21 protein-coding genes are annotated in these 26,155 nt (G+C 72.2%); 13 read left to right on the plus strand and 8 right to left on the minus strand.

The annotated features are described in order from the left end of the window. The first annotated feature begins 2 nt into the window (after positions 1-2). Positions 3-1,493: an MFS transporter gene (locus ACIPK4_RS23980; protein ID WP_402315805.1), complete on the plus strand. Its 1,491-nt coding sequence runs from the start codon at positions 3-5 to the stop codon at positions 1,491-1,493. Beyond that, positions 1,490-2,092, plus strand: a complete 603-nt coding sequence (locus ACIPK4_RS23985; protein ID WP_402315749.1) for a TetR family transcriptional regulator — start codon at positions 1,490-1,492, stop codon at positions 2,090-2,092. The genes ACIPK4_RS23980 and ACIPK4_RS23985 overlap by 4 nt, the downstream gene beginning before the upstream one ends. A gap of 22 nt (positions 2,093-2,114) precedes the next feature. Here the strand turns inward: ACIPK4_RS23985 and ACIPK4_RS23990 are convergent, their stop codons facing one another. The 6 genes from ACIPK4_RS23990 to ACIPK4_RS24015 all read right to left on the minus strand — a co-directional run bounded on the left by ACIPK4_RS23990 (position 2,115) and on the right by ACIPK4_RS24015 (position 8,463). Then, positions 2,115-2,768, minus strand: a complete 654-nt coding sequence (locus ACIPK4_RS23990) for a CE1759 family FMN reductase (protein WP_402315751.1) — start codon at positions 2,766-2,768, stop codon at positions 2,115-2,117. Beyond that, entirely contained in the window at positions 2,765-3,865 is a 1,101-nt protein-coding gene (locus ACIPK4_RS23995; protein WP_402315753.1) for an LLM class flavin-dependent oxidoreductase, read from the minus strand. Before ACIPK4_RS23995 ends, ACIPK4_RS23990 begins: the two co-directional genes overlap by 4 nt. 150 nt (positions 3,866-4,015) lie before the next feature. Then, positions 4,016-5,614 (minus strand): FAD-dependent oxidoreductase, encoded by a 1,599-nt coding sequence (locus tag ACIPK4_RS24000; protein WP_402315755.1) that lies wholly within the window; start codon positions 5,612-5,614, stop codon positions 4,016-4,018. Positions 5,615-5,768: 154 nt separating this feature from the next. Continuing rightward, on the minus strand, positions 5,769-6,308 hold the full coding sequence (locus ACIPK4_RS24005; protein WP_402315757.1) for an EF-hand domain-containing protein: 540 nt from the start codon (positions 6,306-6,308) through the stop codon (positions 5,769-5,771). 159 nt (positions 6,309-6,467) lie between these two features. Next, positions 6,468-7,049 (minus strand): ribosome-inactivating family protein, encoded by a 582-nt coding sequence (locus ACIPK4_RS24010; protein WP_402315759.1) that lies wholly within the window; start codon positions 7,047-7,049, stop codon positions 6,468-6,470. 274 nt (positions 7,050-7,323) lie between these two features. After that, positions 7,324-8,463, minus strand: coding sequence for an amidase domain-containing protein (locus tag ACIPK4_RS24015; RefSeq protein WP_402315761.1), 1,140 nt, complete (start codon positions 8,461-8,463; stop codon positions 7,324-7,326). A gap of 463 nt (positions 8,464-8,926) precedes the next feature. Here ACIPK4_RS24015 and ACIPK4_RS24020 point away from each other — a divergent pair, with 463 nt between their 5' ends. After that, a complete protein-coding gene (locus tag ACIPK4_RS24020) occupies positions 8,927-10,870 on the plus strand; it encodes a transglycosylase domain-containing protein (RefSeq protein ID WP_402315763.1) in 1,944 nt (647 codons plus the stop codon). 58 nt (positions 10,871-10,928) lie between these two features. On the opposite strand, the gene ACIPK4_RS24025 is transcribed toward ACIPK4_RS24020, so the two are convergent. Continuing rightward, positions 10,929-12,161, minus strand: a complete 1,233-nt coding sequence (locus ACIPK4_RS24025) for a hypothetical protein (protein WP_054224320.1) — start codon at positions 12,159-12,161, stop codon at positions 10,929-10,931. 728 nt (positions 12,162-12,889) lie between these two features. On the opposite strand from ACIPK4_RS24025, the gene ACIPK4_RS24030 reads away from it, so the two are divergent. The 7 genes from ACIPK4_RS24030 (at position 12,890) to ACIPK4_RS24060 (ending at position 19,631) form a co-directional block, all read left to right on the plus strand. Further along, entirely contained in the window at positions 12,890-14,170 is a 1,281-nt protein-coding gene (locus ACIPK4_RS24030) for an MFS transporter (RefSeq protein WP_402315764.1), read from the plus strand. A 22-nt stretch (positions 14,171-14,192) separates the two neighbouring features. After that, the gene (locus tag ACIPK4_RS24035) at positions 14,193-15,425 is read left to right on the plus strand and encodes a cytochrome P450 (RefSeq protein WP_402315766.1); all 1,233 of its coding nucleotides are present in this window, start codon (positions 14,193-14,195) and stop codon (positions 15,423-15,425) included. Beyond that, positions 15,415-16,176, plus strand: a complete 762-nt coding sequence (locus ACIPK4_RS24040; protein ID WP_402315768.1) for a class I SAM-dependent methyltransferase — start codon at positions 15,415-15,417, stop codon at positions 16,174-16,176. The genes ACIPK4_RS24035 and ACIPK4_RS24040 overlap by 11 nt, the downstream gene beginning before the upstream one ends. A gap of 49 nt (positions 16,177-16,225) precedes the next feature. Continuing rightward, complete coding sequence (locus ACIPK4_RS24045; RefSeq protein WP_402315770.1) at positions 16,226-16,873, plus strand: hypothetical protein; 648 nt, start codon at positions 16,226-16,228, stop codon at positions 16,871-16,873. After that, positions 16,870-17,232, plus strand: coding sequence for a hypothetical protein (locus ACIPK4_RS24050; RefSeq protein ID WP_402315772.1), 363 nt, complete (start codon positions 16,870-16,872; stop codon positions 17,230-17,232). The genes ACIPK4_RS24045 and ACIPK4_RS24050 overlap by 4 nt, the downstream gene beginning before the upstream one ends. Continuing rightward, positions 17,207-18,055 (plus strand): hypothetical protein, encoded by an 849-nt coding sequence (locus ACIPK4_RS24055; RefSeq protein ID WP_402315774.1) that lies wholly within the window; start codon positions 17,207-17,209, stop codon positions 18,053-18,055. The genes ACIPK4_RS24050 and ACIPK4_RS24055 overlap by 26 nt, the downstream gene beginning before the upstream one ends. Positions 18,056-18,185: 130 nt before the next feature. After that, positions 18,186-19,631 (plus strand): DUF1775 domain-containing protein, encoded by a 1,446-nt coding sequence (locus ACIPK4_RS24060; protein WP_402315776.1) that lies wholly within the window; start codon positions 18,186-18,188, stop codon positions 19,629-19,631. Positions 19,632-19,758: 127 nt separating this feature from the next. Here the strand turns inward: ACIPK4_RS24060 and ACIPK4_RS24065 are convergent, their stop codons facing one another. Next, positions 19,759-21,678 carry a copper resistance CopC/CopD family protein gene (locus ACIPK4_RS24065; protein WP_402315778.1) on the minus strand — a complete coding sequence of 640 codons (1,920 nt, stop codon included), beginning with the start codon at positions 21,676-21,678 and terminating at the stop codon, positions 19,759-19,761. 505 nt (positions 21,679-22,183) lie between these two features. Here ACIPK4_RS24065 and ACIPK4_RS24070 point away from each other — a divergent pair. The 3 genes from ACIPK4_RS24070 (at position 22,184) to ACIPK4_RS24080 (ending at position 25,972) form a co-directional block, all read left to right on the plus strand. After that, positions 22,184-22,588 (plus strand): hypothetical protein, encoded by a 405-nt coding sequence (locus tag ACIPK4_RS24070; protein WP_402315780.1) that lies wholly within the window; start codon positions 22,184-22,186, stop codon positions 22,586-22,588. Beyond that, positions 22,573-23,124 (plus strand): alpha/beta hydrolase, encoded by a 552-nt coding sequence (locus tag ACIPK4_RS24075; RefSeq protein ID WP_402315782.1) that lies wholly within the window; start codon positions 22,573-22,575, stop codon positions 23,122-23,124. Before ACIPK4_RS24070 ends, ACIPK4_RS24075 begins: the two co-directional genes overlap by 16 nt. 142 nt (positions 23,125-23,266) lie before the next feature. Further along, a complete protein-coding gene (locus tag ACIPK4_RS24080) occupies positions 23,267-25,972 on the plus strand; it encodes an AAA family ATPase (protein ID WP_402315784.1) in 2,706 nt (901 codons plus the stop codon). Positions 25,973-26,155 lie beyond the last annotated feature (183 nt).

Here is a 26,155-nt window from a genome sequence, read left to right on the forward strand (position 1 = left end):
GCATGCCCTCCGCGATACCCGCCGCCGGTCAGCCCTCCGCGCACTCCCGGTTCGTCGTGCCCGTCCTCGCCTTCTGCGGCATGGTCGTCGCCGTGATGCAGACCCTCGTGGTGCCGCTACTCCCGCACGTCCCCGAACTCACGGGTGCGAGCCCGGGCGCCGCGGGCTGGCTGGTGACCGTCACCCTCCTCACCGGCGCGGTCTTCACCCCGGTCCTCGGACGCGTCGGCGACATGTACGGCAAACGGCGCGTGCTGCTGGCCTCGCTCGGCGTCCTCACCCTCGGCTCCGCGCTGTCCGCGGTCAGCTCCGACATCGGTGTACTGATCACCGGCCGGGCCCTGCAGGGAGCGGCCCTCGCGGTGATCCCGCTGGGCATCAGCATCATCCGGGACGAACTGCCCGCCGAGCGGATCCTGCCGTCCATCGCCCTCATGAGCTCGACCCTGGGCATCGGTGCGGCGATCGGTCTGCCGGTGGCGGCCGTGGTGATGGAGAACTTCGACTGGCACACCATGTTCTGGGCCTCGGCCGCCCTCGGCCTGCTCGACCTGCTCCTGGTGCTGTGGATCGTCCCGGAATCCCCCGTCCGCTCCCCCGGGCGCTTCGACCTGCCGGGGACCCTCGGCCTGACCGGCTTCCTCATCGGCCTGCTGCTCGCCATCACCCAGGGCTCCGACTGGGGCTGGACCTCCGGGCGCACGCTCTGCCTGCTCGGCGCGTCGGTGGCCGTGGGCCTGCTCTGGGGCCGGTTCGAGCTGCGCACCCGCTCCCCCATGGTGGACCTTCGGGTCTCGGCGCGGCCCGCGGTGCTGCTGACCAACGTCGCGGCGCTGCTGATCGGTTTCGCCTTCTACGCGAACTCCCTCGTCACGGGTCAGATGGTGCAGGAGCCGACGAGCACGGGCTACGGCCTCGGCGCCTCCATCGTGGTGAGCGGCCTGTGCCTGCTGCCGGGCGGCCTGGCGATGGTCGCCCTCTCCCCCGTCTCCGCGCGGATCTCCGCCGCGTACGGCCCCCGTACCGCCCTCGCGCTCGCCGCCGTGGTCATGGCCGCCGGCTACGTGATCCGGTTCTTCACCAGCCACAGCCTCTGGATGATCGTGGCCGGCGCCACCGTCGTCTCCTCGGGCACGGCGATCGCGTACTCGGCGCTGCCCGCCCTGGTCATACGGGCCGTGCCGGTGGGCGAGACCGCCGCGGCCAACGGCCTGAACACCCTGATGCGTTCCGTCGGACAGGCCTGCTGCAGCGCCGTGGTCGCGGCCGTGCTGGCCCATATGACGTTCCTGGCCGGCGGGCGCAGCGCCCCGACCCTGCACGCGTACCTGCTGATCTTCCTGATCGCCGCCGGAGCGGCGCTCGCCGCGCTGGTCGCGACGCTGTTCCTGCCGTCGGACCGGCCGGGGCCCGGGGCGCGGGGCGGCCGCGGCGGGAGGCGCGGTACGGTCGCGGTGCCGACGTCCGCGACCGCCGCCCGGGAGAGCGCATGAGCACCACCGACGGATCCGCCCCGCCGCCGGGCGCCGCAGACGACGACGGACGGTCGGGTCCAGGGAACGGGCGCGACGCCATCGTGCGGGCCGCGCGCCGGGCGTTCACGCTGCGGCCGTACGCCGAGGTCACCATGCGGGGCATCGCCGCGGCCGCCGGGGTGAGCCCCTCACTGATCGTGAAGCGGTTCGGCAGCAAGGAGGCCCTGTTCAACACGGTCGCCGACTTCGGGACGGCCGCCGACGAACTGTTCGCCGCGCCGCCGCCGGAGCTCGGGCGGCACCTGGTCCTGACGATGGTCGAGCTGCGGGACCGCCTGCAGGGGGACCCGCTGCTGCGGGTGGTGTTCTCCCTCGGCATCGAGGACGAACGCACCCTGCTCCGGGAGCGCTTCCGCGAGCAGGTCACCGGTCGGTTGGCCGCCACCCTGTCGGGGCCGGACGCCGGGCTGCGGGCCGAGCTGATCGCCGGCCAACTGCTGGGCCTGGGCGCCACCCTGAGCCTGCACCGCCCGGACGGGGCGAGCGCGCACGCGAGCGCCGAGCACCTGGCCGACCTGTACGCGCCGGGCCTCCAGCGCCTCGTCGACGGCACCTGACAGCGGCCCCGGCCGGTTACGGCTAGCCGACCCGGAGTGCGGCCAGGCGGCGTTCGAACGGCACCACCTCGAAGCCGTCCGCCGGATCCACCGACGTGATCGCCCCCGTCAGCGACCGGGGTGCGATCGCGGCGGCGGTGTCGACGTCCGGGGTGCCGTCCGCCCGGGCGGGCGCCATGAAGCGCGCAAGCTCCGCGCCCGCGCGGTCGATGCGCTGCGCCAGCCCGTCGCCGCCCCAGTCCTCCGACGCCGCGTACACCGCGGTCGGCAGGACGAGCGCCCGCAGGTAGGCGAACAACGGGCGCATCGCGTGCTCGGTGACCAGAGAGTGCCGGGCCGTTCCGCCGGTCGCGCCGAGGAGCACCGGTTTCCCCGTGAGGGCGTCCTTGTCGATGACGTCGAAGAAGGATTTGAACAGGCCGCTGTACGACCCCGCGAACACCGGCGTCACGGCGATCAGGCCGTCCGCGGCCGCCACCGCGTCGAGGGCCGCGGCCAGTCGGGCGGGCGGGAACCCGGTGACGAAGTGCTGGGCCGTCTCCGTCGCCAGGTCCCTCAGTTCGATGACTTGAGTCTCGGCGGCCAGGTGATCGAGGGTCGCCGCCGTGAGGCGGTCGGCGAGCAGACGGGTGGAGGACGGTGCGCTGAGTCCGGCCGATACGACGACGAGCTTCATGCCCGGGCCTCCCGCTCCGTGGTGTCCCGGGCCGCCGCGACGCGGGCCGCGTGGGTCGGCGCATCCGGTACGCCGGCCGGGCGCAGGTTCGCGAACTCCTTGCGCAGCACCGGCACGACCTCCTCGCCGAGCAGGTCGAGCTGCTCCAGGACGGTCTTCAGGGGCAGGCCCGCGTGGTCCATCAGGAACAGCTGGCGCTGGTAGTCGCCCGCGTACTCCCGGAAGGACAGGGTCCGCTCGATGACCTGCTGCGGCGAGCCGACGGTCAGCGGGGTCTGGGAGGTGAACTCCTCCAGGGAGGGGCCGTGACCGTACACGGGCGCGTTGTCGAAGTACGGCCGGAACTCTCGGACGGCGTCCTGGGAGTTCCTGCGCATGAAGACCTGTCCGCCGAGTCCTACGACGGCCTGCTCGGGGGTGCCGTGCCCGTAGTGGGCGTAGCGCTCGCGGTACAGGTTCACCATCTGCTTCGTGTGGGAGGCCGGCCAGAAGATGTTGTTGTGGAAGAAGCCGTCGCCGTAGTACGCGGCCTGCTCGGCGATCTCCGGTGAGCGGATGGAGCCGTGCCAGACGAAGGGGGCGACGCCGAAGAGGGGGCGGGGGGTGGAGGTGAAGGACTGGAGGGGGGTGCGGAACTTGCCCTTCCAGGTGACGACGTCCTCATCCCACAGGCGGCGCAGCAGCGCGTAGTTCTCGATGGCCAGGTCGATTCCGTCGCGGATGTCCTTGCCGAACCAGGGGTAGACCGGGCCGGTGTTGCCGCGGCCCATCATCAGGTCGACGCGCCCGTCGGCGACGTGCTGGAGCATCGCGAAGTCCTCGGCGATCTTCACCGGGTCGTTCGTGGTGATCAGCGTCGTCGACGTGGACAGGATCAGGCGCTCGGTGCGCGCGGCGATGTAGCCGAGCATCGTCGTCGGCGAGGAGGGGACGAACGGCGGGTTGTGGTGCTCGCCGGTGGCGAAGACGTCGAGGCCGACCTCTTCGGCCTTCTGCGCGATGGCGAGCATCGCCTTGATGCGCTCGTGCTCGCCGGGCGCGCGTCCGGTCGTCGGATCGGCCGTGACGTCGCCGACGGTGAAGATCCCGAACTGCATGGCTCCCCTTCCCGAGGTGGTTAACAATTCAACTATACCGGGGAACGGGGGCCCCGCCCGCGGTATTCCCGGGCGGAACGCACAGGTCCCCGGTCCGCCCGCCGGACCGGGGACCCTTGCGTCGACACAGGTCAGGAGGGCGTCCCGCCCTCAGAAGCCACAGGACGTCCGCGCGTCCCGGAAGCGCTCCGGGTGCCGCCGCCGGTACTCGACCAGGGACTGGGCCACCGCGGCGCCCTCGCCGACGGCGGCACCGACCCGCTTGACGGACCCGGACCGCACGTCACCCACCGCGAACACGCCGGGCCGGCTGGTCTCCATCGGCAGTGCGTCCGGGCCGGCCCCGCCACTGCCGGTCAGGACGTACCCACGGGCGTCGAGCTCCAGCGTGCCGCCGAGCCACTCCGTCGACGGGCGGCCGCCGATCAGGACGTACAGGCAGTCCGCGGGGACGGTGCGCTCCCCGCCGTCGCGGTCCTTGAGCCGCAGCCCGGTGAGCGTGGACCCGCCCAGGCATTCGGTGACCTCGGTGCCCAGCAGGACCCGCAGGGCCGGGGTGCGCTCGATGCGCTGGACGAGGTAGCTCGACATGGACGCGCCGAGGTCGGTGCCGCGCACCAGCAGGGTCACGGAACGGGCGTAGCGGGCGAAGTAGAGCGCGGCCTGGCCGGCGGAATTGCCCGCGCCGACCATGAACACGTCCTCCCCGACGGTCGAGGGGGCATCGGACAGACACGACCCGTAGTACACACCGGAGTTGAGGAAGCGGTCCACGCCGGGAGCCGTCAGGCGGTTCCACTCCACCCCCGTGGCGACCACCACGGCGGCGGCCGTCACCGAGGCCGTCTCGTCGGTGCCCGCCTTGACGAACTCGACGGCGTGCTCGCCCGTGTCCGTCCGGGTCACCCGGCTGGCCACCCGGGTGGGCTGCCACTCGACGCGGGCCCGGCGGGCCTGCTGCAGGGCGCGCTGGGCAAGGTCGTTACCCGTGAGCCCCACGGGGAAACCGAGGTAGTTCTCGATCCGCGACGTCGATCCCGCCTGGCCGCCCGGCGCGTCGTCCTCGATCACGACCACGCTCATGCCCTCGGCTGCGGCGTACACCGCCGCGGACAGCCCGCCCGGACCACCGCCGATCACCGCGACGTCGTAGTGGTCCCGCTCGGCCGGCCGGATGAGACCGAGCCGCTCGGCCAGCTCGCTGATCGACGGGTCCACCATCTCGGTGCCGTCGCCGAGCCGCACGGTCACCGGGGCCTCGCGCACGTCCTCCTCGGGCACCCAGCGGAAGATCACGCCGCTGCGGCCCAGGAAGTCGCGGACCGCATAGGCGGCGGGCGAGAAGCGGCTCCCGCGCACCTCGGCGGTCGGCAGATCCCCGTGGAAGTCGGCGTTCCACGTGCACAGGGAGTCGTCGAGGGCGCCCCGAAGCTGCTCCGCCGGAGCCTCGTCGGTCCGGACGGGCTCGGTGCGGGCGCCCGGTACGGCGTCGGCGCGCCCGGCCAGCGGCAGCCAGCGGACGCCGGGGGGCGCGGCGCCGGGTTCGGGGGCCTCGTCGGCGAGCACGGCCGCGACGGGCACCTTCCGGTCGGCCAGCGAACGCAGCGCCCGGACCACCTCCGCCGGCCCGCCGACCTGCAGCACGCGGAACGAGGTCCGGTACCAGCCTTGCACCAGCTCGGCCGTCTCGTGCCGGCGGAGCGGGTCCGGGTCGGAAAGAACGATCACCGGCAGTGCGGCATCGGCCATCAAGAGTTCCTCCAGTCGGTCTGGGGGGATCGGCTTCCCCGCCCCGGACAACGAGCGGGGAGGCGATTCGAACCGGCCCCCGGGACGCAACTGCAGGCAGGTGGGCTGAGTACGGCAGGGGAGCACCGGGCGCCCCCCTGCCGCCGGCCCCTGCTCAGAGACGGCCGAAGAACTGGTTCCCGCGGGCCGTGTGGTTCTCGCTCGTGTAGTACTCCTTCATCGCGGAGCTGATCTCGTCACGGCTCAGCTGCCCGTCGCCGTTGACGTCGAGCCGGTCGAACGCCTCGTCGAAGGTCTCCCGCGGCAGGCGGAACATGCCGTGCAGCAGCGAGGTGTACTCCTCGCGGCTCAGCATGCCGTCGCCGTCGCGGTCTCCGAGTTCGGTCCAGGCGTTGCTCATGTTCCTGATGCGTTCCCAGATCCGGTTCTGGTCGGTGACGATCCGCGCCCGGAACGCCGCCCGGAACTCCTGCCGGTCGACGACGCCGTCGTGGTTCTTGTCCATCTTCTGGAAGACGGTGTCCCAGAGGTCCGCCAGCGAATCCCGGAGTCGGTCCACGGCGTCCGGGGCGCAGCCGAGCGACTCGGCCAGCCTGTCCGAGACGCCGATGACGTCCGACTTCTCCAGCCGCCCGTCACGGTCCGAGTCGAAGACGTCGAACGCCCGCTCCAGCTTGAGGTCCAGAACGCTCACGACAACACCACCTTCACTCCATGTAGTCGGCTCGCGACAGTGCGAGGCGGCGCCCAGGTAACCACAAGCCACGGCCCTCCCGCATCGAAGGAGGGGGGTGACTCGGCACATCGGGTGACGTCGCCGACGACGGGTTCGCCCGGCCGCGGGGCGCCGTCCTCAGGCGGGTACCGGGGCCGACAGACGGCCTCCGGTCATCCAGATGCGCGACATGGCATCGGCCAGGGCGGGGAACCGGGCTGCCTCGCAGATCATCTCCGACAGCACGAGCATTCCGTGTGCGGTGCACTTCGGATCGCGGTTCCGGTGCAGCCAGAGCACCGCGTTGCCCAGGGGCCGGCGCCCCAGGAAGACCCCCGAACGCCGCACTGCTGCGGCCGTCTCGAGGTCGGAGCGGCCCCCGCCGAACGGCAGGACTTCGGTCCGGGGGATCCCCGGGGGCGCGACGGCGTCCTGTACGTGGCGGACACACGCTTCCGGCGGGGCCTGTCCGTTCTCGAAAGTGTTGCGGAATCCGGCGATGCGCATTCCGGCACTCTGCAGGCGGAGCTCGATGTAGAGCTCGACGGACAAGCCCCGCAGCTGAATGCGCAGCGGCAGGTGCGCCATTTCTCCCGGCCGGCGCGAGGCTCCGCCGAAAAAGCCCTGGGCGTCCTCGGCCCTCGACCTGATGGTCGAGGTCAGGAGCCGGTAATCGTCCACCGATGCGTCCGTCGGGGAAAACGACAAAGGTTTCAGCATGGCCGCTCACCTCACGGGAGTTCGCCGGACATCGGCATTCCCTGAAGTAATACCGCCGCGTTGGATTCGGTCTCGCCGCACTCACGCATGCGCATTCACCGCCTTCGACATCATCCCCGTCGCAGGGTTCGGATCGATGCGGTCCTTTGTAGTCGCCGTGGTGGCGGCCGGGCGAATTGTTGGCCTGAGGTGCTAAGAAATCGGTGCGTGGCGGGCGCCGGACCGGCTCCTCCGGCCGCGAGGACTTCGCGGCCGGAGGAGCCGAGGGGCACCGTCAGGTGCGGTACGCGTAGTACGTCGCGTTCGGGTAGGACGCGATGATGCTCGCGAGCGACTTCCGGTAGGTGTTGGTGGAGTGGTAGGTGAGGTACGGCATTCCCGCACTGCTGCGGTACGTCACCATCATGGAGTGGTCCTTGGACCCGTCCTTGTTGAAGTCCACCTGCACGATGTCGCCGATGTCCGCCTGGTAGACGTTGGCGAGGTTGGCGGCCCGCTGGTTGGACAGCGTGAACCACGCCCACTCGTTGGCGCCGACCCAGGAGTCGCTCTGCTTGGCGCCGTCGTACCACCAGTTCCGGTAGTCCGTCGTCGAGCCCGGAACGGCCTTCCAGCCGCCCGCGTTCAGCGCCTGGCTGATGAAGTTGGTGCAGTCGCCGCCGGCTCCGCTGAACTTGCGGTACGCCGGGTTGTAGCTGCTCCAGTACTTCTCCGCGTACTTCGCCATGGCGGCGTAGTCGTACGCGCCGCCGGTCTTCGCCTTCGGCTTCGGGGTGGCGGGGTACTTGGTGGACGCGGGCGTGCCGTCCGGGTACTGGTTGCCGTCGTCCTTGACGACGTTCACCGGGGCGGCCACGGGCTCGTTGACCGCGACGGGGCCCTTGTCCTGGGAGGAGATCGAGTTCAGCTCCCAGGCACCCCCCGGCTTGCTGGTGAGCGTCAGCTGGTACTTCGTCCCGATGTCCGTGGTGTCCGGCTCGTCCCCCCGGAGCTTCTTGTACGTGAGCGTGGTCTGCTCGGTGACCTGGACGACCGCCTTGCCGCCGGTGACCGTGGCCTTGTCCACGACGACGCGGGTCTTGGCGTCCGTGTACGCCTCGCCCAGCTCCGCCAGTCGCGTCTTGCGGGACCGCAGCGACGCCAGCGCGGCGTCCTGGTCGCTCTTCAGCTTGGCCGACAGGCGCGCCTTCGTCGCGGTCTGACCGGAATTGCGGTGTCCCGCGTGATCCTCGACCAGGGCCTGCGTGCGCTGGGAGAGCACATCGCTGGCTATGCGGGCGAAGTTGTCGGCGGTGGCGCGATCGGCCTCGCGGGGCCCGGGCACGGCGGTCGCGGAGTACGCGAGCATGCTTCCGGACGCCACGACCACGGTCAGGGCCGCAATGGCGGCGGGCCTGAACCTCTTAGGTATCACTCTGTTTACCCCTTGTCACCCGGTCCGCACGAACCGGGGGACGGAATCTTCGCACAACTACACGACAGGTTGGCAGCGTTCCGCTTCCTCCCCCGCCACCGCCCGGGAGTCGCCCCGCAGAGCGGGCCGTCCGCCTCCGCTTGATCGCCGGGGCGGGGCCCCGCCCCGCGGCGGAATAGCGCCGCCCCTCACACCGGTCTCACAGCAAATGCATCTAGGGTGTGCGGGAAGCACAGCAAGGGGGCACTCCGGAGTGGGACGGCAGGACACGGCCGCTGGACGGCGATCGCGGGGCCGGCTGGCCGCCGCACTGGGAGGCGGCAGGGCCCCGTCGGGCCGCCGGGCGAAGCCCGCACCGCGCCGCGGGCCCCGCATATCCGCCGGGCGACTCGGCGCACTCGCGCCCGCCCTCGAACCGGTCCTGCGCAAAGGCCTCGCGGAGGTGCGCAGGCTGCTGCGCCGCATGCGCCCTGAGTTCCCCAGACCGGGCCGCAGCGGCTGGCGCCGGTGGATACCCTCATGGCGCCAGTGGCTGGGTGCCTGTCTGTACGCGTTCCTGGGCGTGCTGGGCTTCGTCACGATCGCGTACGCGGTGACGGACATACCCGACGATCTCAACTCATTTGCCAAGCAACAGGACAATATCTACTACTGGTCCGACGGCTCCACGATGGCCCGGACGGGATGGGTCAGCCGCCAGGAGATGCCCCTGGACACGGTGCCCCCCAAGGTCCAGGGAGCCGTCCTCGCGGCCGAGAACGCGAGTTTCTACTCGGACCCCGGGGTGTCGCCCTCCGGCGTCCTGCGCGCCGTGCGCGCCGCGGTGACGGGCGGCGAGACCCAGGGCGGGTCCACCATCACGCAGCAGTACGTGAAGAACGCCTATCTGAACCAGGACCGGACCCTGTCCCGGAAGTTCACCGAGCTCCTGCTGGCCGTCAAGCTGGACAACCGCAAGAGCAAGCAGCAGATCCTCCAGGACTACCTGAACACCAGCTGGTTCGGGCGCGGCACCTACGGCATCCAGCGCGCCTCCCAGGCGTACTACGGCAAGGACGTCTCGCAGCTCAACGCCAGCGAGGGGGCCTTCCTCGCCTCCCTCCTCAAGGGCGCCGGTCTGTACGACCCCACCCTCAGCAAGGAGAACCACGAGCGGTCCGTCGAGCGCTGGAACTGGATCCTGGACCGCATGGTGGAGACCGGCCAGCTCTCGCGCGCCGAGCGCGCCACCTACACGACGTTCCCCGAGCCGTCCAGCGCGTCCCTCGTCGGCATCCCCGGCGCGCAGACCGGCTACCTGGTCGAAATGGCCAAGGCGTACGCGATCAAGGCCGGGCACCTCAAGGAGTCCGACTTCGACCTCGGCGGCTACCAGATCTACACGACCTTCGACCGGGCCCGCATGACCGCCCTGACGGCCGCGGTGCAGGGGGCGCAGAAGGACTTCGACGCCGAGAAGCGCCCGGACACCGACAAGTACGCGAAGGTCGGGGCGGCGAGCGTCGCCCCCGACGGACGGCTGCTCGCCGTGTACGGGGGCCCCGACTACCTGAAGCAGGGCTTCAACGAGGCGAACGCGACCACGATCCCGGTCGGCACGGCGTTCACGCCGATCGTCTACGCCGCCGCGCTCGACGAAGGGGTGATGCGCACGCGCGGCAAGGCCCGTACGCCCGTGTCCCCCTCCTCCCCCTACGACGGCAACGACCAGGTCACCGTGCAGACGCCCGAGGGCCCGTACTGGGACCGCAGCGGCAAGGTGGTGAAGGGGCGCAACGACGGCGGCCGTAACTGGGGGCAGGTGACCTTGCGCCAGGCCGTGGCGAACTCCGTCAACACCCCGATGCTCCAGCTCGGCCTCGATGTCGGCCTCGACCGGGTGGAGTCGTTCGCCCGGCGCACGGGGCTGCTCGAATCGAGCCTCGGGCCGCGGGTTCCCGGATTCGCGCTCGGCGAGAACTCGACGCCCAGTGCGATCCGCATGGCCGGCGCCTACCAGACCTTCGCCGCCGACGGCATGCACACCGATCCCTACTCGGTGCGCTCGGTCACCCGCAACGGGGGCGCGGTGCCGCTCGACGGGCCGAAGCCGGCCCGGGCCGTGACGGCCAGGACCGCCCGCGCGGTGACGGACGCGCTCGAGGACACCATGACCGAGGGATCGGCGAAGGCGGTGGGCAAGGCGCACCCCGGCGTGGCGGGCAAAACAGGAAATACCGCCGCGAATACGGCGGGCTGGTTCATCGGCAGCACCAAGGAGGAGTCCACGGCCGTGGTGGTCTACCGGATGTCGCTGACCGACCTGGTGCCGCTGCCGCTGACGGGGCTGGGGGGCGACGCCCCGGGCACGCCGGGCAGCGACCGGGCCATGCGCCTGTGGTCGGACTACATCAAGGCCGCGAAGTAGGCCGGAGGGCCGGAGCGGCCGGGCCGGGGGCCGGGTTCCCCCGGCCCGGCCGGACCGGCTACTTGATCAGATCGGTCCAGTCCGGTGCCTGCGCCGGGTCGAGCGTGCGCAGCTGGGCCAGGACCTTCGGGTCCTGGACGTCGAGCCAGTCCGAGAGCTCCTTGAAGGACACGCAGCGCACTTCCTGGCGCGTGCAGGCGTCCTTCATGACGTCCTCGACGGCCTTCATGTAGATGCCGCCGTTCCAGTCCTCGAAGTGGTTGCCGATGAACATGGGCGCCCGGCTGCCGTTGTAGACGCGGTTGAAGCCGTTCATGTACGAGGCCCGGACCTGCGCCTGCCACGCGGGGAACTTCGCCGGGTCGCCCTGGGTGCTGTCGCCGGACTGGTTGAAGAGGAAGTTGAAGTCCATGGAGAGGACCTGCACCTCCTTGCCCTGGAGCGGCACGAGCTGGAGGGGGAAGTTCCAGATGCCGTTCAGCTTGGACGGCCACAGCTGGAAATCGCCCGAGGAGCTCGCGTCGTAGCGCCAGCCGTACGGCTTGACCGCGGTCAGGAGGTTCTTCTGGCCCTCCAGGCAGGGCGCGCGCCCGCCGACCACTTCCCGGTCCGGGTCGAAGGGCAGGGGCGCCTCTTTGGTGAAGCCGGTGTTGGTCTTCCAGTTCTTGACGAACGCGTACGTCTGGTCGATCTCGCTCTTCCATTCGTCGGGGCTCCAGTCCCCTCCGCCCTTGGGCCCGCAGAAGTGCCCGTTGAAGTGCGATCCGATCTCGTCGCCGTCGGCCCAGGCGCCCCGCAGCTGCTCCAGGGTGGTCTTCACGTGCGGGACGGTCGGGTACGAGATGGCGGCCGAACCCTGGGGGTGCTGGGGCGGCCGGTAGAGCATCTTCTTGCTGTCCGGCAGCAGGTAGATGCCGGTGAGGAAGAAGGTCATGTGGGCGTTGTTCTCCCTGGCCACCTGGCGGAAGTGCGAGAAGAGGTGGTCGTCGCCCTCCAGCGCGCCGTCCCAGGAGAACACCACGAACTGCGGGGGCCTCTCGCCGGGCTTGAGCTTCTCCGGCTTGAGCTGTCCGGGCTGCGGCCCGGTGTACGAGGTGGAGCCGTCCCCCAGGATCTTGACCTTGCCGTCCCAGGCCGCCTCGGGACCCTTGGCGGCGGCAGCCGCGTCGGCGGCGCCCGAGGCGCCGAGCTTCGCGTCGCCCCGGGCGGCGTCGGAGGAGCCGCCCAGCGTGAAGGCGTACGCGCCGGCGGCGGCCCCGCCCACGGCTATCACCGCCATGCCCACGCCCATGCGGCGGCGGTTGCGCGACTTCCTGCGCGCCTTGCGGGTGCTCCGGGATTCCGTCCTGGCGCCCGGAACGGTGTCGGTATCGGCCAACGCAGTCGTCCCCTTGATCACCGCAGCACGGCCGCGCGCGGATGGTTCATACGAATATAGAACTTGTCCGCACTCATCCCACACCCCGACCCCCCGGAGCACCACGCTTCACAGGCAACTCACAGCGCCCGGGCCGCCCCGGTGACGCCACGAACCGGGCGACGCGCACCTCCGGCGATCCTCCCCGGCCCACCCCCCTGAGTCCGCGCCCCGGGGCGGGAGGCCGCGCGAGCCGATGACGGACTGCACAGTGGCCGGATATGGCGACTCCATTCCGCCCCAGAACCATCCTGGTGTTCAAAGGCAGCTCCTGAACCCCACACCACCTTCCATTCGATCACCGATCAATACGGAGAACGCGCCATAATCCTCCTCGCCCTTGATGATCCGGCGCGGCGCGTGCTCCCATGACAGGTGCTGACGGCAACGGGCCGTCTCGGCAAAGGGGAGTGCTGTGCAGAAAATCCTGAAGATGATAAAGGGTGCGTTCTCCGGGTCGGCCAAGGTGGACCCCCAGAAGATGGCGTCGCACGCCTTCCAGTACAAGTCCTGACCCAGAGGCCGGGCCGGGGATCACCGACCCGGCTCGGCGGCGGGGCCTTGAACGGATCCTCTTCCCGTGGAACGAGAAAGACGTGTAGGTGCCTTCGGAGAATTCTGGATCGGTCTTTCGCGACGGCAATTTCCGGCGGCTGATCGTCGCCCAGTTCGTCAGTGACACGGGAACCGCGGTCACTGCCCTGGCCCTGCCGCTGACGGCACTCGACATCCTGCACGCCTCGCCCTTCATGCTGGGCCTGCTGGGGGCCGCCTCGGCCCTTCCCCAGCTGCTGCTCAGCCTGTGGGCCGGAACGGTGGCCGACCGCGGCGACAAACGCAGGCTGATGCTCTACGGCGACGCCGGCCGATGCCTTCTGGTGCTGTCGGTCCCGCTGGCCGCGGCACTGCACGCCCTGACGCTGCCGCACGTCTTCCTGGTCGCGTTCCTGGAGGCTTCGATCGGTCTCCTCTTCGATGCCGCCTACTCCGGTTTCCCGCCGGACCTGTTCGGAAGGGGGCCCCGGCTGGAGGAGGCCCTCGGTAAGCTCAACGCCTCGTTCAGCACGGCCTTACTCATCGGCCCCTCCCTCGCCGGATTCCTCGTTGCCGCGCTCGGCGCCCCCGGCGCGATGGTCAGCGACGGCGCGTCCTATGCCATCAGCTTCCTCTTCCTGCTGCGCATCACCGTGTCACGGCCGAGGGTGGAGCGCCCCCGCGACACCGCAACGGCGCGCGCCGGGTTCTTCGCCTCGCAGGGCGCGGGCCTGAAATTCGTCTTCGCGCACCGCGAGTTCCGCTCCATCGCCTTGGCCAACGGGGTCGACTCGTTCTTCCTCGCCGCGTGGAACGCCCTGTGGCTCCTCTACGTGGTGCGTCATCTGCACTGGACCGCGCAGGCCGCCGGCCTCGTGCTCGGAATCGGCGCCGTGGGTGGCGTCGTGGGCGCTCTGGTCGCGCAGCGGGCGACGCGGCGCTTCGGCATGACGCGGGTGCTGGTCGTCAGCTCGTTCGCCACCGCGCCGTGCGAGGCGGTCACGTTGGCGGTGCACCCCGGCCCGGCCGGGCAAGCGGCCGTTCTGGCGTCGTTCGTCGTGGTCATGTTCTTCGTCTTCCTCTATACGACGGCGGCCCGTTCGTTCCGTCAGACGGCGTGTCCGAGCGACATGCTGGGGCGCGTGATGATGGCCGGCCGGTGGCTCTCGTGGGGAGGCCGGCCGCTGGGGGCCTTCGCTGGCGGACTGGCCGGGTCGACGGTCGGTGTGCGGTCGGCGCTGCTCCTGGCGGTCCTCGGACTGCTGCTGCCTCCCGTGATCCTCATGACCGGTCTTCCCCGGCACGGCCCGGACCGGCGTGCGCACGCCCTTGAAGAGACCTCAGCCTGAGCCCCCTGACCGAAAGGCCGGCATGCCTCTCGACGACGACACCGCCTTCTCCGCCGATCGGATCCTGCATTCCCCGCAGTTCGTCCACGATCCGGAAGCGCTGTTCGCCCCGCTGCGCGACCGGCACCCCGTGTGTCCGGTGCACACGCGCAGCGGCACACCGGTCTGGCTGATCAGCCGCGACGAGGGCGTGCGCGCGCTGCTCGGCGACGACCGCCTGGTCATGACCGGCGCCTACGCCGCCGGTGCTTCCGGCACCGGGAACGCACTGGACCGCAATCTGCTGGATCTCGACGGCGCCGAGCACGCCGCGGTCCGCAGGCCGGCGGCCGGAGCCCTCTCGGCACGTGCGGTGGAGCGACACCGCGCGGCGATCCGGCGCATCATCGCGTCGCACGCCGCGCAACTGCCCGTCGCAGCGCCCACGGAACTCATCAGCGCGTTCATCAGGCCCTCGATGCTCGCCTCGACCTGCACCGTCCTCGGCATACCCGAGGCCGACCGGCCCGACATCGAACGGTGGGTCCGCGCCCTGCTCTCCCCGCAGTCGGCCGCCATGGACGGGGAAACGGCCCTGGCGGCCCTCGAACCGTACCTGCGTGGCCTCGTCCGGCAGAAGGTCACCGTGCCCGGGGACGACGTCATCTCCGCCGTCCTCACCGCCGCCCGCGGCAGTGACATCGCGGAGAGCGACATCGTGTCGCTCTGCGGCATGCTGGTCATCGCCGGATTCGAGAACACCGGCCGCACCATCGCCAACGCCGTCCACCGGCTCGTCACGCATCGGGGCGAGTTCGCCCGCTACGCGCGGGCGGAGCCCGCGGAGCGCCAGGCGCTCCTGGAGGACCTGATCCGCCTGTCGCTGCCGGAACCGCTGTCCTCCGTCCGCGTGGTGGCGCACCCCGTGAAGATCGAGGGCCGCGTCCTGGACAGGGGAGACCGGGTGATGTTCGCCTTCGGGGCGGCCAACCGCGATGACCGCAGGTACCCCGACCCCGAGGCCCTGGAACCCCGCCCCAACGCCCATGACCACCTCTCCTTCGGCAAGGGGCCCCATTTCTGCCCGGGTGCCGCGCTGGCCCGCCTTCAGATCGCCGTCGCGCTCGACGCCCTGACGGAGCGGTTCGACGACATCCTCCAGGCGGACGGCGCCGGGCCGCCCCGGTGGACCGGCACCTACCGCCACCGTGAACTGTCCCGGCTCGACGTCGTTCTCGTCCCCTCCCCGGAAGGCGGTACAGGCCGTGTCTCGTGACGACGTCGCACCTCCGGCGCCCGAGAGCGGCGACGCTTTCGGCGCCCTCCTGTTGCGCTGCTGGCGGGCGAACGGTGCTCCGGGCAGCGCCGCCGAGATCGTGGAGCGGGAGGACGGCTTCATCGGCTGGTCCGACCCCTCCCGCTACTTCGCCCCCTACGCCGACTGGGACCTTCCCGAACGCCTGCTGGCGGACTGGTCCCGGGGCAGGGTCCTGGACATCGGGTGCGGTGCGGGACGCCATCTCCTGGAACTCGCCCGGCGCGGCCTGGAGACCACCGGCATCGACGCGTCCGCCACCGTGACCGGCATAGCCCGCGCGCGCGGGGCGAACGTAGAGTGCGCGGACGTCTTCGACTTCGTGAACGGCGCCGGGGCCGGCACCTTCGACACCTTCCTCCTCGGCGGCGGCAACCTCGGCATCCTCGGCTCCCGCGAACGCGGCCGGTCCCTGCTGCGCGACCTCCGGCGCATCTCACGCCCCGGCGCACGGCTGCTGGGCGTCACCAGTGATCCCCTGGCGACCACCAACCCGGTGCACCTCGACTACGCGCGCCTCAACGTGGCATCCGGACGCATGGCGGGCCAGGACCGCATCCGGGTGCGCTACCACAAGATGGCCAGCCCCTGGTTCGACTACCTCTCGCTCGCCCCCGCCGAATTGGAGGAGTTCACCGCGGGGACGGGCTGGAAGCTCAGCCGCGTCGACGAGGGCGACGGCGGCTACGCCGCCGAGCTGACGCTCGCCTGAGCCGATGCCCGCGCACCGCCCTTCCCCGGACGGCGTGACAAGGAGACCCATGACACCCCGGGAACCCGGTCCCCCGCTCGTCGTCCCCCATATGACGGCCTGGGACCACGAGCAGGCTCCTGAGCTGGAACTGCGGTGGCGGCGCGGGCGGCTCTGCCTGGCGGACGAGACCCCGGCCGACCGTGACGACCGCGGCATCCTGTGGGCCCGGCACACCGATGCCCAGGGCGTCGGCCGCCCGGTCTTCGGCCGGGTCCACGGCGGCCGCCAGCGCCGGGCGATGGCGGCCCTGGACTGCCAGGTGTGCGGCCGGGGCGCCCGGCCCGCGGCGGACGGCCGCTGGACCTGGCTCGTCGACCTGGCCGAGGCGGCCGACATCGGCCGCTACCGCGCGCCCTCCACCACCACGAGCTATCCCCCCATCTGCCGGCCCTGCCTCGAACTCGCCACGGACAGGTGCCCGGCCCTGCGGAACGGGTTCGCCGTCCTGAAGGTGCGAAGGACCAGCCCCTACGGGGTCCGGGGCATACCTTTCGCCCGCACCTGGCGGGGCGTGCGCCCACTCGGCGGCACCACTCACCACATCTCCTACGACGATCCGCGCATCAAGGGGCTCCTGGCCACCCAGACCGTCGTCCGCCTCGAAGGCGTCACCCTCGTCGGCTGGACCTCCGTCGACAGGGGTGCGGACCGGTGAGGGACTGGACGGGGCTCCTGGAGCTTCTCGTCACCGCCGCCCTCGTCGTCCGCATGACCGTCGTGGGATTCGTACGGCGCCCCGGCGCAATATTCAGCTGGCCGATGTTCAGCCACGGCTGTTCCATCGTCGTGGACCTGACGGGAACGAAGGACGGGGTGGCCGAACAGATCAACGTCTTCGACCTCTTCCCCACCGGGGACAGCCTCGCGCTCACGACCACCGAACTGCAATCGCTCTGCGACTACCTGATGGGCAGGTACGACAGCGTCGACGGACAGGGACACATGTGGTACGCGGACGGAGAGACGACGATCGAGGTGGTGGCCGGACGTGTGGTTCTTCCACTCCCTGACTGACCTCTTCCACAACCCTACGCAAGAGGCGCACCTCCAGCTCTTCCGGATCGCCCTCGGCTTCGCGTGCGTGGTGAAGTTCCTGGGCGAACTCGTCCAGGGCATGTGGAACTTCCTCGCCGTCGGGACGTACTCGCGCCACGAGCTGGGGCAGCGCCGCGGCCCGGATGCCGTGGCGCTCATCGCGGCACTGCACCACCCCGTCACGGTCCTGCGTCTGACGGCGGCGCTGGCACTGACGCTCGGACCGTGGCCGCACGCGGCGGCCGCCGCGGTCACGCTCGGGCTCGCCTTCGAACTGACGTACCTCTACCGCTTCAACACCGTCTACCTCATGCTGTGCGCGGCGTGCCTGATGTTCGCCGGCGCTCCCGGCCGGGGGCTGAGCGTGACGTACGCGCAGTCGTCCGCGAACACGTTCGCACAGTTCCTGATCGTGCTGATCACCAGCCAGATGTACGTCAACAGTGCGTGGATCAAGGCGCGTTCCCCGCACTTCCGCTCCGGACTGCGGGTGGCCCAGTGGATCGAGGCGGGGGCGGCCGTCCGTCCGCTGCTCCCCCGCCGCGAGTACTTCTACCCTGCGCCCCTCGTCCGCCTCCTGGGCAGCGGGTCCCCCCGCGCACTGCGGATCGGCCGGCCCCTGGCGGTGCTGGTCATAGCGATCGAGGCCCTCCTGCCGCTGGGGCTGCTCGTCCCGGAGACGCGCCCCTGGGCCGTCGTGGTCGGGATCTGCATGCACCTGTGCTTCTGGGGGCTCCTCCCCCTCATGTTGGCAGGCTTCTCCCTGGCCACGACGGCCAGTTACCTCCTCTTCGCCGGTTGACCGGCGAGCGCGCCCGGTCCGGCCCGGAGGGGCTGCGAGGGGCTGCGAGGGGGTGCCCGACCCGGGAAAACTGCTCGTGAATTGACAGTCGGGGCCCTCCGGTGTCCGGGCCGGTGAAGGATGGGCCGACATGGCAGGAGCCCGTGCAGGGATGCGCTCGTGTCCGCAGCCCGAGCGGCTCGGCGGACGGTGGCTCCGGGCTGCCGTGTTCACCGCGCTCAGCACCGCACTGGCGGTCGCGGGCCATCACCTGGCGGCCGGGGCTCCCGTTGCCCGGGAGCGGGTGGCGGCCGGGGCGGCGTGCGCGTGCGCGCTGTCGTGGCCCCTGACGCGCAGACCCGCACCGTGGTGGCACGTGGTCACCGCCACGGGCGTCGGTCAACTCGTCCTGCACCGCGCCCTGTCCGTGGGGCGGCCGGTGCATCACGGGCACGGCGGAGCCGGCGGTGTGGTGCCGCACGCCGTGGGCGCCGCACACCACGGCGCGTGGGCCATGACGGCGGCCCACTGCGCGGCCGTATGCGTCGTGGCCCTGCTCATGCACCGCGCTGACCAGGTGCTCAGCCGTCTGCCGGAGACAGTGGGCCGCTGGGCCCAGAAGGCCGTCGCGGCCGGGGCCGCGGCGTTCGGTGCCCGCTGCCGGCCACGGCCGGGGCCACGCCCTCGAACCGGGCCCGTACCGCCCGGCGGCCCCGAGGTGCGACCGGCGGTGACGACGATGCTGTGTGACGCGGTGGTACGCCGGGGGCCTCCTGCCGAGCGGGCAGGAGACGTTCCCCTGATCCCGGCGGGCCGGCACCGGTGCGGTGCGGCCCGTCCGCGTACCGAGAGGTTTCCCACCGTGAACACCGCACACCCCACCCCGCACGCCCGCCCTGTCCGCCGCAGTCTGGGCCTTGGAGCAGCCTGCTCCCTGGTGATCCTGGGCCTGGCGGCCGGGCCGGCCGCGGCCCACACCGAGGTCACCGCCTCCGATCCGCGAGCCCTCTCCGAGAACGTGACGCTTTCCTTCACCGCCGAGGCGGAGTCGGACACCGCGGGCATCTCCGAGCTGCGGGTCGTCCTTCCGAAGGGCATCACCCCGGACGCCGTGACGCTGAAGGAAGCCCCCGAGGAGTGGAAGCTGACGGCGACCCCGGACGGCTACACCGTCGGCGGCACTGCTCTGCCCAAGGGCACCGATGCCGAGTACAGCATCACGGTGCGTCAGCTGCCCGACGAGAAGTCGCTGGCGTTCAAGACACTGGAGACGTACGGCGACGGAAAGGTCGACCGGTGGATCGAGGTGCCCACGGGCGGGGAGAAGGCCGACAACCCGGCCCCCGTGCTGGAGCTGAAGGCGGCGGCCCCCGGGGCCAGGCCGGTCGCCGCGGGCGCGGCACCGACGCCGGGCACCGTCCCGTCCGGGCCGCCGTCGACGGCGGCTCCCGCCGCCTCCGCCGCCGCGCACACCGAGGCGGCCGGCGCGAAGGGGACGGGCGGCAACACCGCAGCCGTCGTCGGGGCGGTCGCGGCCGTCGCCCTGCTCGCCGCCGGTGCCGTCTGGTGGCTGCGCCGCAGCCGCAGCCGGGCCTGACCGCACCGGCCGGGGCCGGGGTCGGGGGTCGGGGTCGGGGTCGGGGCACGGTACGCGGCCCGTACCGTGCCCCGGCCCGGCCGTTCCGCACGGTGCGCGGCGCGGGGTGGGCCGGGTACCGGGGCGCCTACGACGGCGACGTGATGCGGACGGTTCCGCGCACCGTGACCTGGTCGATCTCACTGGTGCGAACCGTGATGTTCATGGTCCACTCCCCGGGCATGGGCAGCCGCAGGTCGTAGGCGGCCCAGTATCCCTTCCGGTTCTTGAGGCCGGCGTCGAGCGGGCCGACTCCCAGCTTCTCCTGGGTGAGGGTCAGGCGGAGTTCGGGGACGGTGGCGAGACCGCCGTCCGCGGTGAACACCACGGCCTCGGCCGTGTTCTCCCCGACGCGTCCCGGCGCCAGGGTGATCTGCACGGTGCCCTGGTGGTTCGCCGTCCCCATGTCGAACGGGACGGTGACCACCTGCACCGGAGGCGCCTGTCCTGCAGCCGCCGCGGCGGTCGTGGCTGCCGCCCGGCTGGGCTGGGTTCCGGTGAGCACCGTGGTGACCGCCAGGACCGCCACGCCGAGCAGGGCTTCGACGAACACCGTCCGACGCAGGCGTCGTCGCAGTGCGTCGGCCTCGGGGACCGGCCGGCCGGTGTCGCCGCCGTCGGTCCCCGCCACATCGGTCGTCTCGCCGCCGGACCGGCTCACGGGGTCCGCCGCCCCCGCAGCGGACGGCGCGCCCACCAGCTCGCGCACGGGCACGGACACGGGCACGGGCACCGTCGGCGACTGCGCCGCTGCGGGCGACTGCCGCACGAGGCCTGCGGTCCACCGACGGGAGAGGGACGCCACGCAGAGCAGCAGGACCACGGCGGCCACCTTCACCATGAGGGTCCTGCCGTACGGCGTGCCGGTCAGTGCCCCCCAGGAGCCGACCTGCCGCCAGGACTGGTACACCCCGGTGCCGCAGAGCACGGCGACGGCGGTGAAGGCCAGTGCCGAGAACCGGCCCGTCGCGGACGCGGGAATCGCGGGGCTGCCGTCGCCCGGGCTCCGCAGGAGCGGCACCAGCGTGATCAGCCCGCCCAGCCAGACCCCCATGGCCAGCAGGTGCAGCACGGCGGCGGGAACGGCGAGGGGCACCTGGATCCCGGCGGAGGCGTGCTCCGCAGCAGCCCAGGTGAGCGCCAGCCCGAGGGCGAGTGCCGCCCCGGCCCAGCGGGCGCGCGATCCGAGGCCCTGCGGCTCGCCGTCGTCGTCCAGGCCGCGAAACCGTACGGCCGACCGCTTGACGGCCACCGCGGCCACGCCCAGCAGCACCAGCCGGACGATCAGCGCTCCCCCGGGCCGCCCGGTGGCCGTCCGGCCCAGCCCCGCCGGGTCGAACGCCGACGTGAGCCGGCCGGCCGTCTCGTACGGGCCGCGCAGCAGCAGGAGCGCGACGGTGGCCACCACCAGCATCACCCACCCGGCGGCCAGCTGCCGGCGCACCGGACGAAGCGCGCCCGCGGCGGGCCAGCACACGATGACGAACGCGGCGACGCCGACGAGGAGAGCGAGCCCGCCGTACGCGACGTAGCGGAACAGGCCGTACAGACGGCCGACCGCCGTCGCGTCCGGCGAGCCGGCCGGGACGACGACGGCGGTCCCGGACGGCTTGCCGACGGAGAAGACGAACGCGCCGGAGATCGGGTGTCCGTCGGCGGACACGACCCGCCAGGCCACCGTGTAGGTGCCCTCGGGCAGTCCGCCGGTCAGCTCCACCCGACCGGTGTTCCCCTTGCCGTCCACGTGCCGGGCCGGACGGGGGTTGACGCGCTCGTTGGCCGGCGACAGCACTCTCAGCGAGTCGTCCGAGAAACCGACCGACTCGGTGAAGGTCAGCGTGACCTGCTGCGGTGCCGTCGTGAGGACGGCGCCGTCGGCGGGGTCCGAGCCGCTGAGGCCGGCATGCGCGGAGGCCGACCCGGCCGCGCCGACGATCAGGGCGAGTACGGCGGCGAGCAAGGCCACCACGGTCAGCGAGGTGCCGGTGCGAGACGATCCCGGGCGCATGGGCAGGCAGCCTCCAAGGCGGCGACGGTGACGGCGCCACCGCCCGGTACTCGGTCATGCGGGGACAGCAGCGGAACGGCGTGGCTCTCCGGAACGACGGCCGTGGCCCGGCGGACCACGACGCGTGCCGGGATGGGGACGATAGTGCCGCCGGCCGCGCCGGGGGGATTGTTGAGCAACTTCCGCTAAAGCGCGGGGAACCCCTTGCGCGTCCGGGACGGTCCCGTGCGGCTCCCGCCCTGGCTCTCGGGCGCTGCCGGACCGCGGTTTCGTGGAGGGAGAGGGGTGTGTACCGATCCGATGCGGTGGCGTCGACCGCCGGACCGAGCCCTCGCCATGGCGGAGGAGGGCGGAACATGTCGGCACCCGGTCCCGCAGCCAGCGGGCGACGCCGTGCGGCCGTCCTCACAGCGGCGCTGGCCTGCTCGGTCCTGCTCGCCGGGCACGCACCGCCGCAGCGGACGGCGCGTCCCCGGCACCCGCACCCCGCTCGCCCTCTCCTTCGGTGACCGGTCCGCGGCTGGACTGGAGCCCGTGCAGACCGGGCAGCCCCTGGGACTGCGCCACGGCGAAGGCGCCGCTCGACCACGCCGCCCCCGCAGGCCGCACCGTCGACCTGGCGGTCGTCCGCCGGCGGGCCACCGGTCCCGGCCGGCGCATCGGCACCCTGTTCGTGAACCCGGGCGGTCCCGGAGACCCCGGGACCGTCCAGGTGCCGCAGAACTACGACGCCTTCCCGAAGGAGTTGCGGGAACGGTTCGACATCGTCAGCTGGGACCCGCGCGGGGTCGGCAGCAGCACCGCCGTGAACTGCTTCGGCACCCCCGGGGAGGCCAGGGCCTGGGCGGCCCGCCCACCTGCCGGCTTCCCCGTGGGCGCACAGGAGCGGAAGGCGTGGACCGATGCCTAACCCCGGCGGGCCGGCTCCAGGAGCTGTCGCAGGGCCGCGCCCCCGAGCCGCAGGCGTACCCGCCTCCGCCCCCGGTGGCCGAGCCGAACCCGTACCTGGGGGACGAGCAGGCGGCGGCCGTGTGGTGCTCCGACAGTCCCAACCCCCGCGACCCCGCCGCCTACCACGGCCTGGAGGAGGCGAGCGCCCGACGGGCCGGCGACGCGGGACGGTTCTGGACGTGGGCGGCGGAGGCCTGTGCCACCTGGCCGGCCCGGTCCGCCGCCGGGTACGACGGCCCGTGGAACACGCCCACCGCCCGTCCCGTCCTGGTGATAGGAACCCGGTACGACCCCTCCACGCCCTACGCCGGCGCCCAGGCCATGGCCGGTGAGCTGTCGGACGCCCGCCTGCTCACGAACGACGGGTACGGGCACACCGCGCTGTTCAACAACGGCAGCCGCTGCATCAGCGGCTACGAGAGCCGCTACCTCGTCGACGGGACGCTCCCGCCCCTCGGCACGGTCTGCCGCCCCGACAGGATTCCGTTCTCCTGACAGGTCCCGGAACACGGGCCGGCACCGGCCGTATGCGCCGAATTCGTCGATGCGTGTCCTGCGACTATGCTCCGGACAGTTGCCACCGCCTCGCGTAAGAACGGCGGATGCCGCCAGAGCGTGAGAAGGTTCGGGAAATACCGTGTTGATCGGGCGTCACGACGAACGGGCGGCCGTGGCCGCGGCACTGTCACCGGAAGCGGAGACGGCCTCGCTGCTGCTCCTCGGTGATCCCGGGGTCGGCAAGACCGCGCTCCTCGACACGGCGGTCGCCGAGGCCCTTTCCGCCGGGACCAAGGTGCTCCGGGTCCGGGGCAACGCGGCGGAGACCGAGCTCGCCTTCGCCGGTCTGCACCAGCTGTTGCTGCCCGTCCTGGACCGGGTCGACGGGCTGCCCGCCCGGCAGGGCGCGGCGCTGCTCGGCGCCTTCGGGCTCGGCGACGACCCGACGCCCCCCGACCACATGATGATGAGCCTGGCCGTGCTCACCCTCACCTCACAGGTGGCATCGACCCAGCGCCTGCTGCTCGCCGTGGACGATGCGCAGTGGGTCGACCCCGGAAGCTGCCAGGTGCTGGGCTTCCTCGCACGCCGCCTCGCGGGGGAGCCGATCGGCCTGCTCGTCGCGGCGCGCGGCACCCACCGACCCGACTGGCTGGACCGGTCCGTGCCCGAGCTGGTGGTACCGGCGCTGTCCTCCGCGGAGGCCGAGGCACTTCTCAGCACCCAGCCGGACCCGCCCACCGGCTCCGCCCGGCGGCGGGTGCTGGCCACCGCCGCGGGCAACCCCCTGGCGTTGGTGGAGCTCTCCCGTTCCGCGGCCCGGGACGGGTCGCTCCTGACGGGCCGCCAGGTACCGGTCACCGATCTGCTGGAGCGGACGTTCGCCGCGCAGGTCGACGCGCTGCCCGAGGCGACGCGCGAGGCGCTGCTGGTGGCGGCGGCGGCCGAGGGCGCGGGCCTCGCAGCCGTGTCGAGGGCGCTGCCGCCCGGTACCGACCTGGACGTCTGGCTGCCCGCGGAGGAAGCGGGGCTGATCCGCCTGCACGCGGACCGCCTGGACTTCCGGCACCCGTTGGTCCGTTCGGCGATCTACAGCGCCGCCCCGTTCACCGTACGCCGCCGCGCGCACCTCGCCCTGGCCGCCGCCCTGGAGGGCGACCCCGACCGCCGCGCCTGGCAGTTGTCCGCGGCGACGGTGGCCCCTGACGCGTCCGTCTCCGGCGCCCTGGAGGCCACAGCCATGCGCGCCTTCGCCCGGGGGGCCATGTCGGAGGCCGTCGCCGGTCTGGAACGGGCCGTGCAGTTGAACCCCTCCCCCAGCGAGCAGACCCGGCTGCTGGCGACGGCCGCCTACGGCGCGATCCTGGTCGGTGACATCACGCAGGCGGAGGCGCTGGGCGCCCGGGCCACGGAGCTCAACACCGATCCGGCGGCGGCCCCGTACATCGACGCGCTCACCGGCCTGATAGCCATGCTGATGATGCGCATGGACTTCGCGTTCGCGCGGGTCGTGCCGGAAACGGTGCGTGACGCGGCGCAGATCGACGCGAGCACCTCGACCATCGCGACGGGGATCGTCTACCACTCCGGCGACCCCGCGCAGAGGGAGCGGATCCGCGCGGTCCTGGCCACGCGCCGGCCGGAAACAGAGCCTGCGCACGCCTTCCACCTGTGGGACATCGGCGTGACCGACCCCTTCGGTGGCGGGAGCGCCGTACGCGGCCACCTGTCGGCCGCCGCGTCCGCCCCGGGTCGGGCCCCTACGGAGACCCACACGCTCGGGGTGCTCAGCATGGTCCTGGACGAGACCGAGACGGCGGTCACCCTGCTCCGCGAAGTGGCCAACCCCCAGTGGGAGGACGCGGACGCCTTCCATGCCGGGATGACCGCCGCCGACCTGGCGTGGGCCAACCTGGAAAGCGGTCGCTGGGCCGACGCGCGCCTGGGTGTCGAGCGGTTGGCCGGGCGCTTCCTCGCGGGTGAGCGCAGCCACGGGGCGGCGCGCGCGCTCGCCGTGCTGGCCACGCTCCGTGCGCTGACGGGAGAGCCCGAGACGGCCTTGCGTCACGCGACGGCGGTGCTGGCCGTGACCGAGCCGGCCGGGGTGCTGGGCACCGTCGTCCGGGCCCGGCGGGCGGCGGCGCTGGCGGCACTGGCGCTCGGTGACCCCACGACCGCCTTCCACCACCTGCGGAGCCTGTTCGACCGGTCGGGCGCTCCCGTGCACTACCACCTGTCGTGTTACGCCGTCGCGGACTACGCTGCCGCGGCCGTGCTCACCGGCCGCGCCGAGGACGCGGCGACGGCCCTGGAGTACGTGTCCGCGGAGGTCGCCGACGGGGCGTCGGTGCGTCTGCGCCAGATCCTGGACCGCGCCGGCGCGCTGCTCACCGCGCCGGACGAGGCCGGTTCCCGGTTCGAGGCCGCGCTGGCCGATCCGGCCGGCCGGCGGTGGCCCTTCGAGCGGGCCCAAGTGTGGCTGGAGTACGGCGAGTGGCTCCGCCGCCGGCGCCGGATCGCCGAGGCCCGGGACGCCCTGTCCAAGGCGCGCGACCTGTTCGAGGGCTTGGGCGCGGTGCACTGGAACCAGCGGGCCCAGGCCGAACTGCGCGCTGCCGGGGTCGATGTCGAGTCCGCTCCCCGCGAGGGCCTGAACACCCTGACCCCGCAGCGTCGGCGGATCGTTCGGCTGGCCGCCCAGGGGCTGACCAACCGCGAGATCGGCGAGCGGCTCTTCCTGTCGCCGCGGACCGTGGGGACGCACCTTTACCAGGCCTTCCCGGTCCTGGGCGTGACCTCGCGCAGCCAACTGCGCGACGTGGTCGATCAGGACGCCACCGACTGAGGCGGCGGTGACGGGCAGGACGGCGCCGTGCCGGCGGTGGGCCCCGAGGCGGACGGCGCGCGGCGGGCACGTCGCACGGCAGAGCCTAAGAACTCCTAACGAAATAATCTTCAAGATGGTTGGATCACTCCGGGACGGATTATCCGGGGGTGCGGGGTGGCGCGGCCGAAGCCATGGGAAGTC

Origin of the sequence: Streptomyces sp. NPDC086989 (genome assembly GCF_044745505.1) — a bacterium.
Taxonomy (GTDB): Bacteria; Actinomycetota; Actinomycetes; order Streptomycetales; family Streptomycetaceae; genus Streptomyces.

Coding starts and splice junctions, on each gene's coding strand:
- ACIPK4_RS24025 (WP_054224320.1), bottom strand. CDS start 12,161: ATGGGCGTGGGCATGGCGGTGATAGCCGTGGGCGGGGCCGCCGCCGGC.
- ACIPK4_RS24020 (WP_402315763.1), top strand. CDS start 8,927: ATGCGCCCTGAGTTCCCCAGACCGGGCCGCAGCGGCTGGCGCCGGTGG.
- ACIPK4_RS24000 (WP_402315755.1), bottom strand. CDS start 5,614: ATGGCCGATGCCGCACTGCCGGTGATCGTTCTTTCCGACCCGGACCCG.
- ACIPK4_RS24065 (WP_402315778.1), bottom strand. CDS start 21,678: ATGCGCCCGGGATCGTCTCGCACCGGCACCTCGCTGACCGTGGTGGCC.
- ACIPK4_RS23985 (WP_402315749.1), top strand. CDS start 1,490: ATGAGCACCACCGACGGATCCGCCCCGCCGCCGGGCGCCGCAGACGAC.
- ACIPK4_RS24035 (WP_402315766.1), top strand. CDS start 14,193: ATGCCTCTCGACGACGACACCGCCTTCTCCGCCGATCGGATCCTGCAT.
- ACIPK4_RS24060 (WP_402315776.1), top strand. CDS start 18,186: ATGGCAGGAGCCCGTGCAGGGATGCGCTCGTGTCCGCAGCCCGAGCGG.
- ACIPK4_RS23995 (WP_402315753.1), bottom strand. CDS start 3,865: ATGCAGTTCGGGATCTTCACCGTCGGCGACGTCACGGCCGATCCGACG.
- ACIPK4_RS23980 (WP_402315805.1), top strand. CDS start 3: ATGCCCTCCGCGATACCCGCCGCCGGTCAGCCCTCCGCGCACTCCCGG.
- ACIPK4_RS24010 (WP_402315759.1), bottom strand. CDS start 7,049: ATGCTGAAACCTTTGTCGTTTTCCCCGACGGACGCATCGGTGGACGAT.
- ACIPK4_RS23990 (WP_402315751.1), bottom strand. CDS start 2,768: ATGAAGCTCGTCGTCGTATCGGCCGGACTCAGCGCACCGTCCTCCACC.
- ACIPK4_RS24045 (WP_402315770.1), top strand. CDS start 16,226: ATGACACCCCGGGAACCCGGTCCCCCGCTCGTCGTCCCCCATATGACG.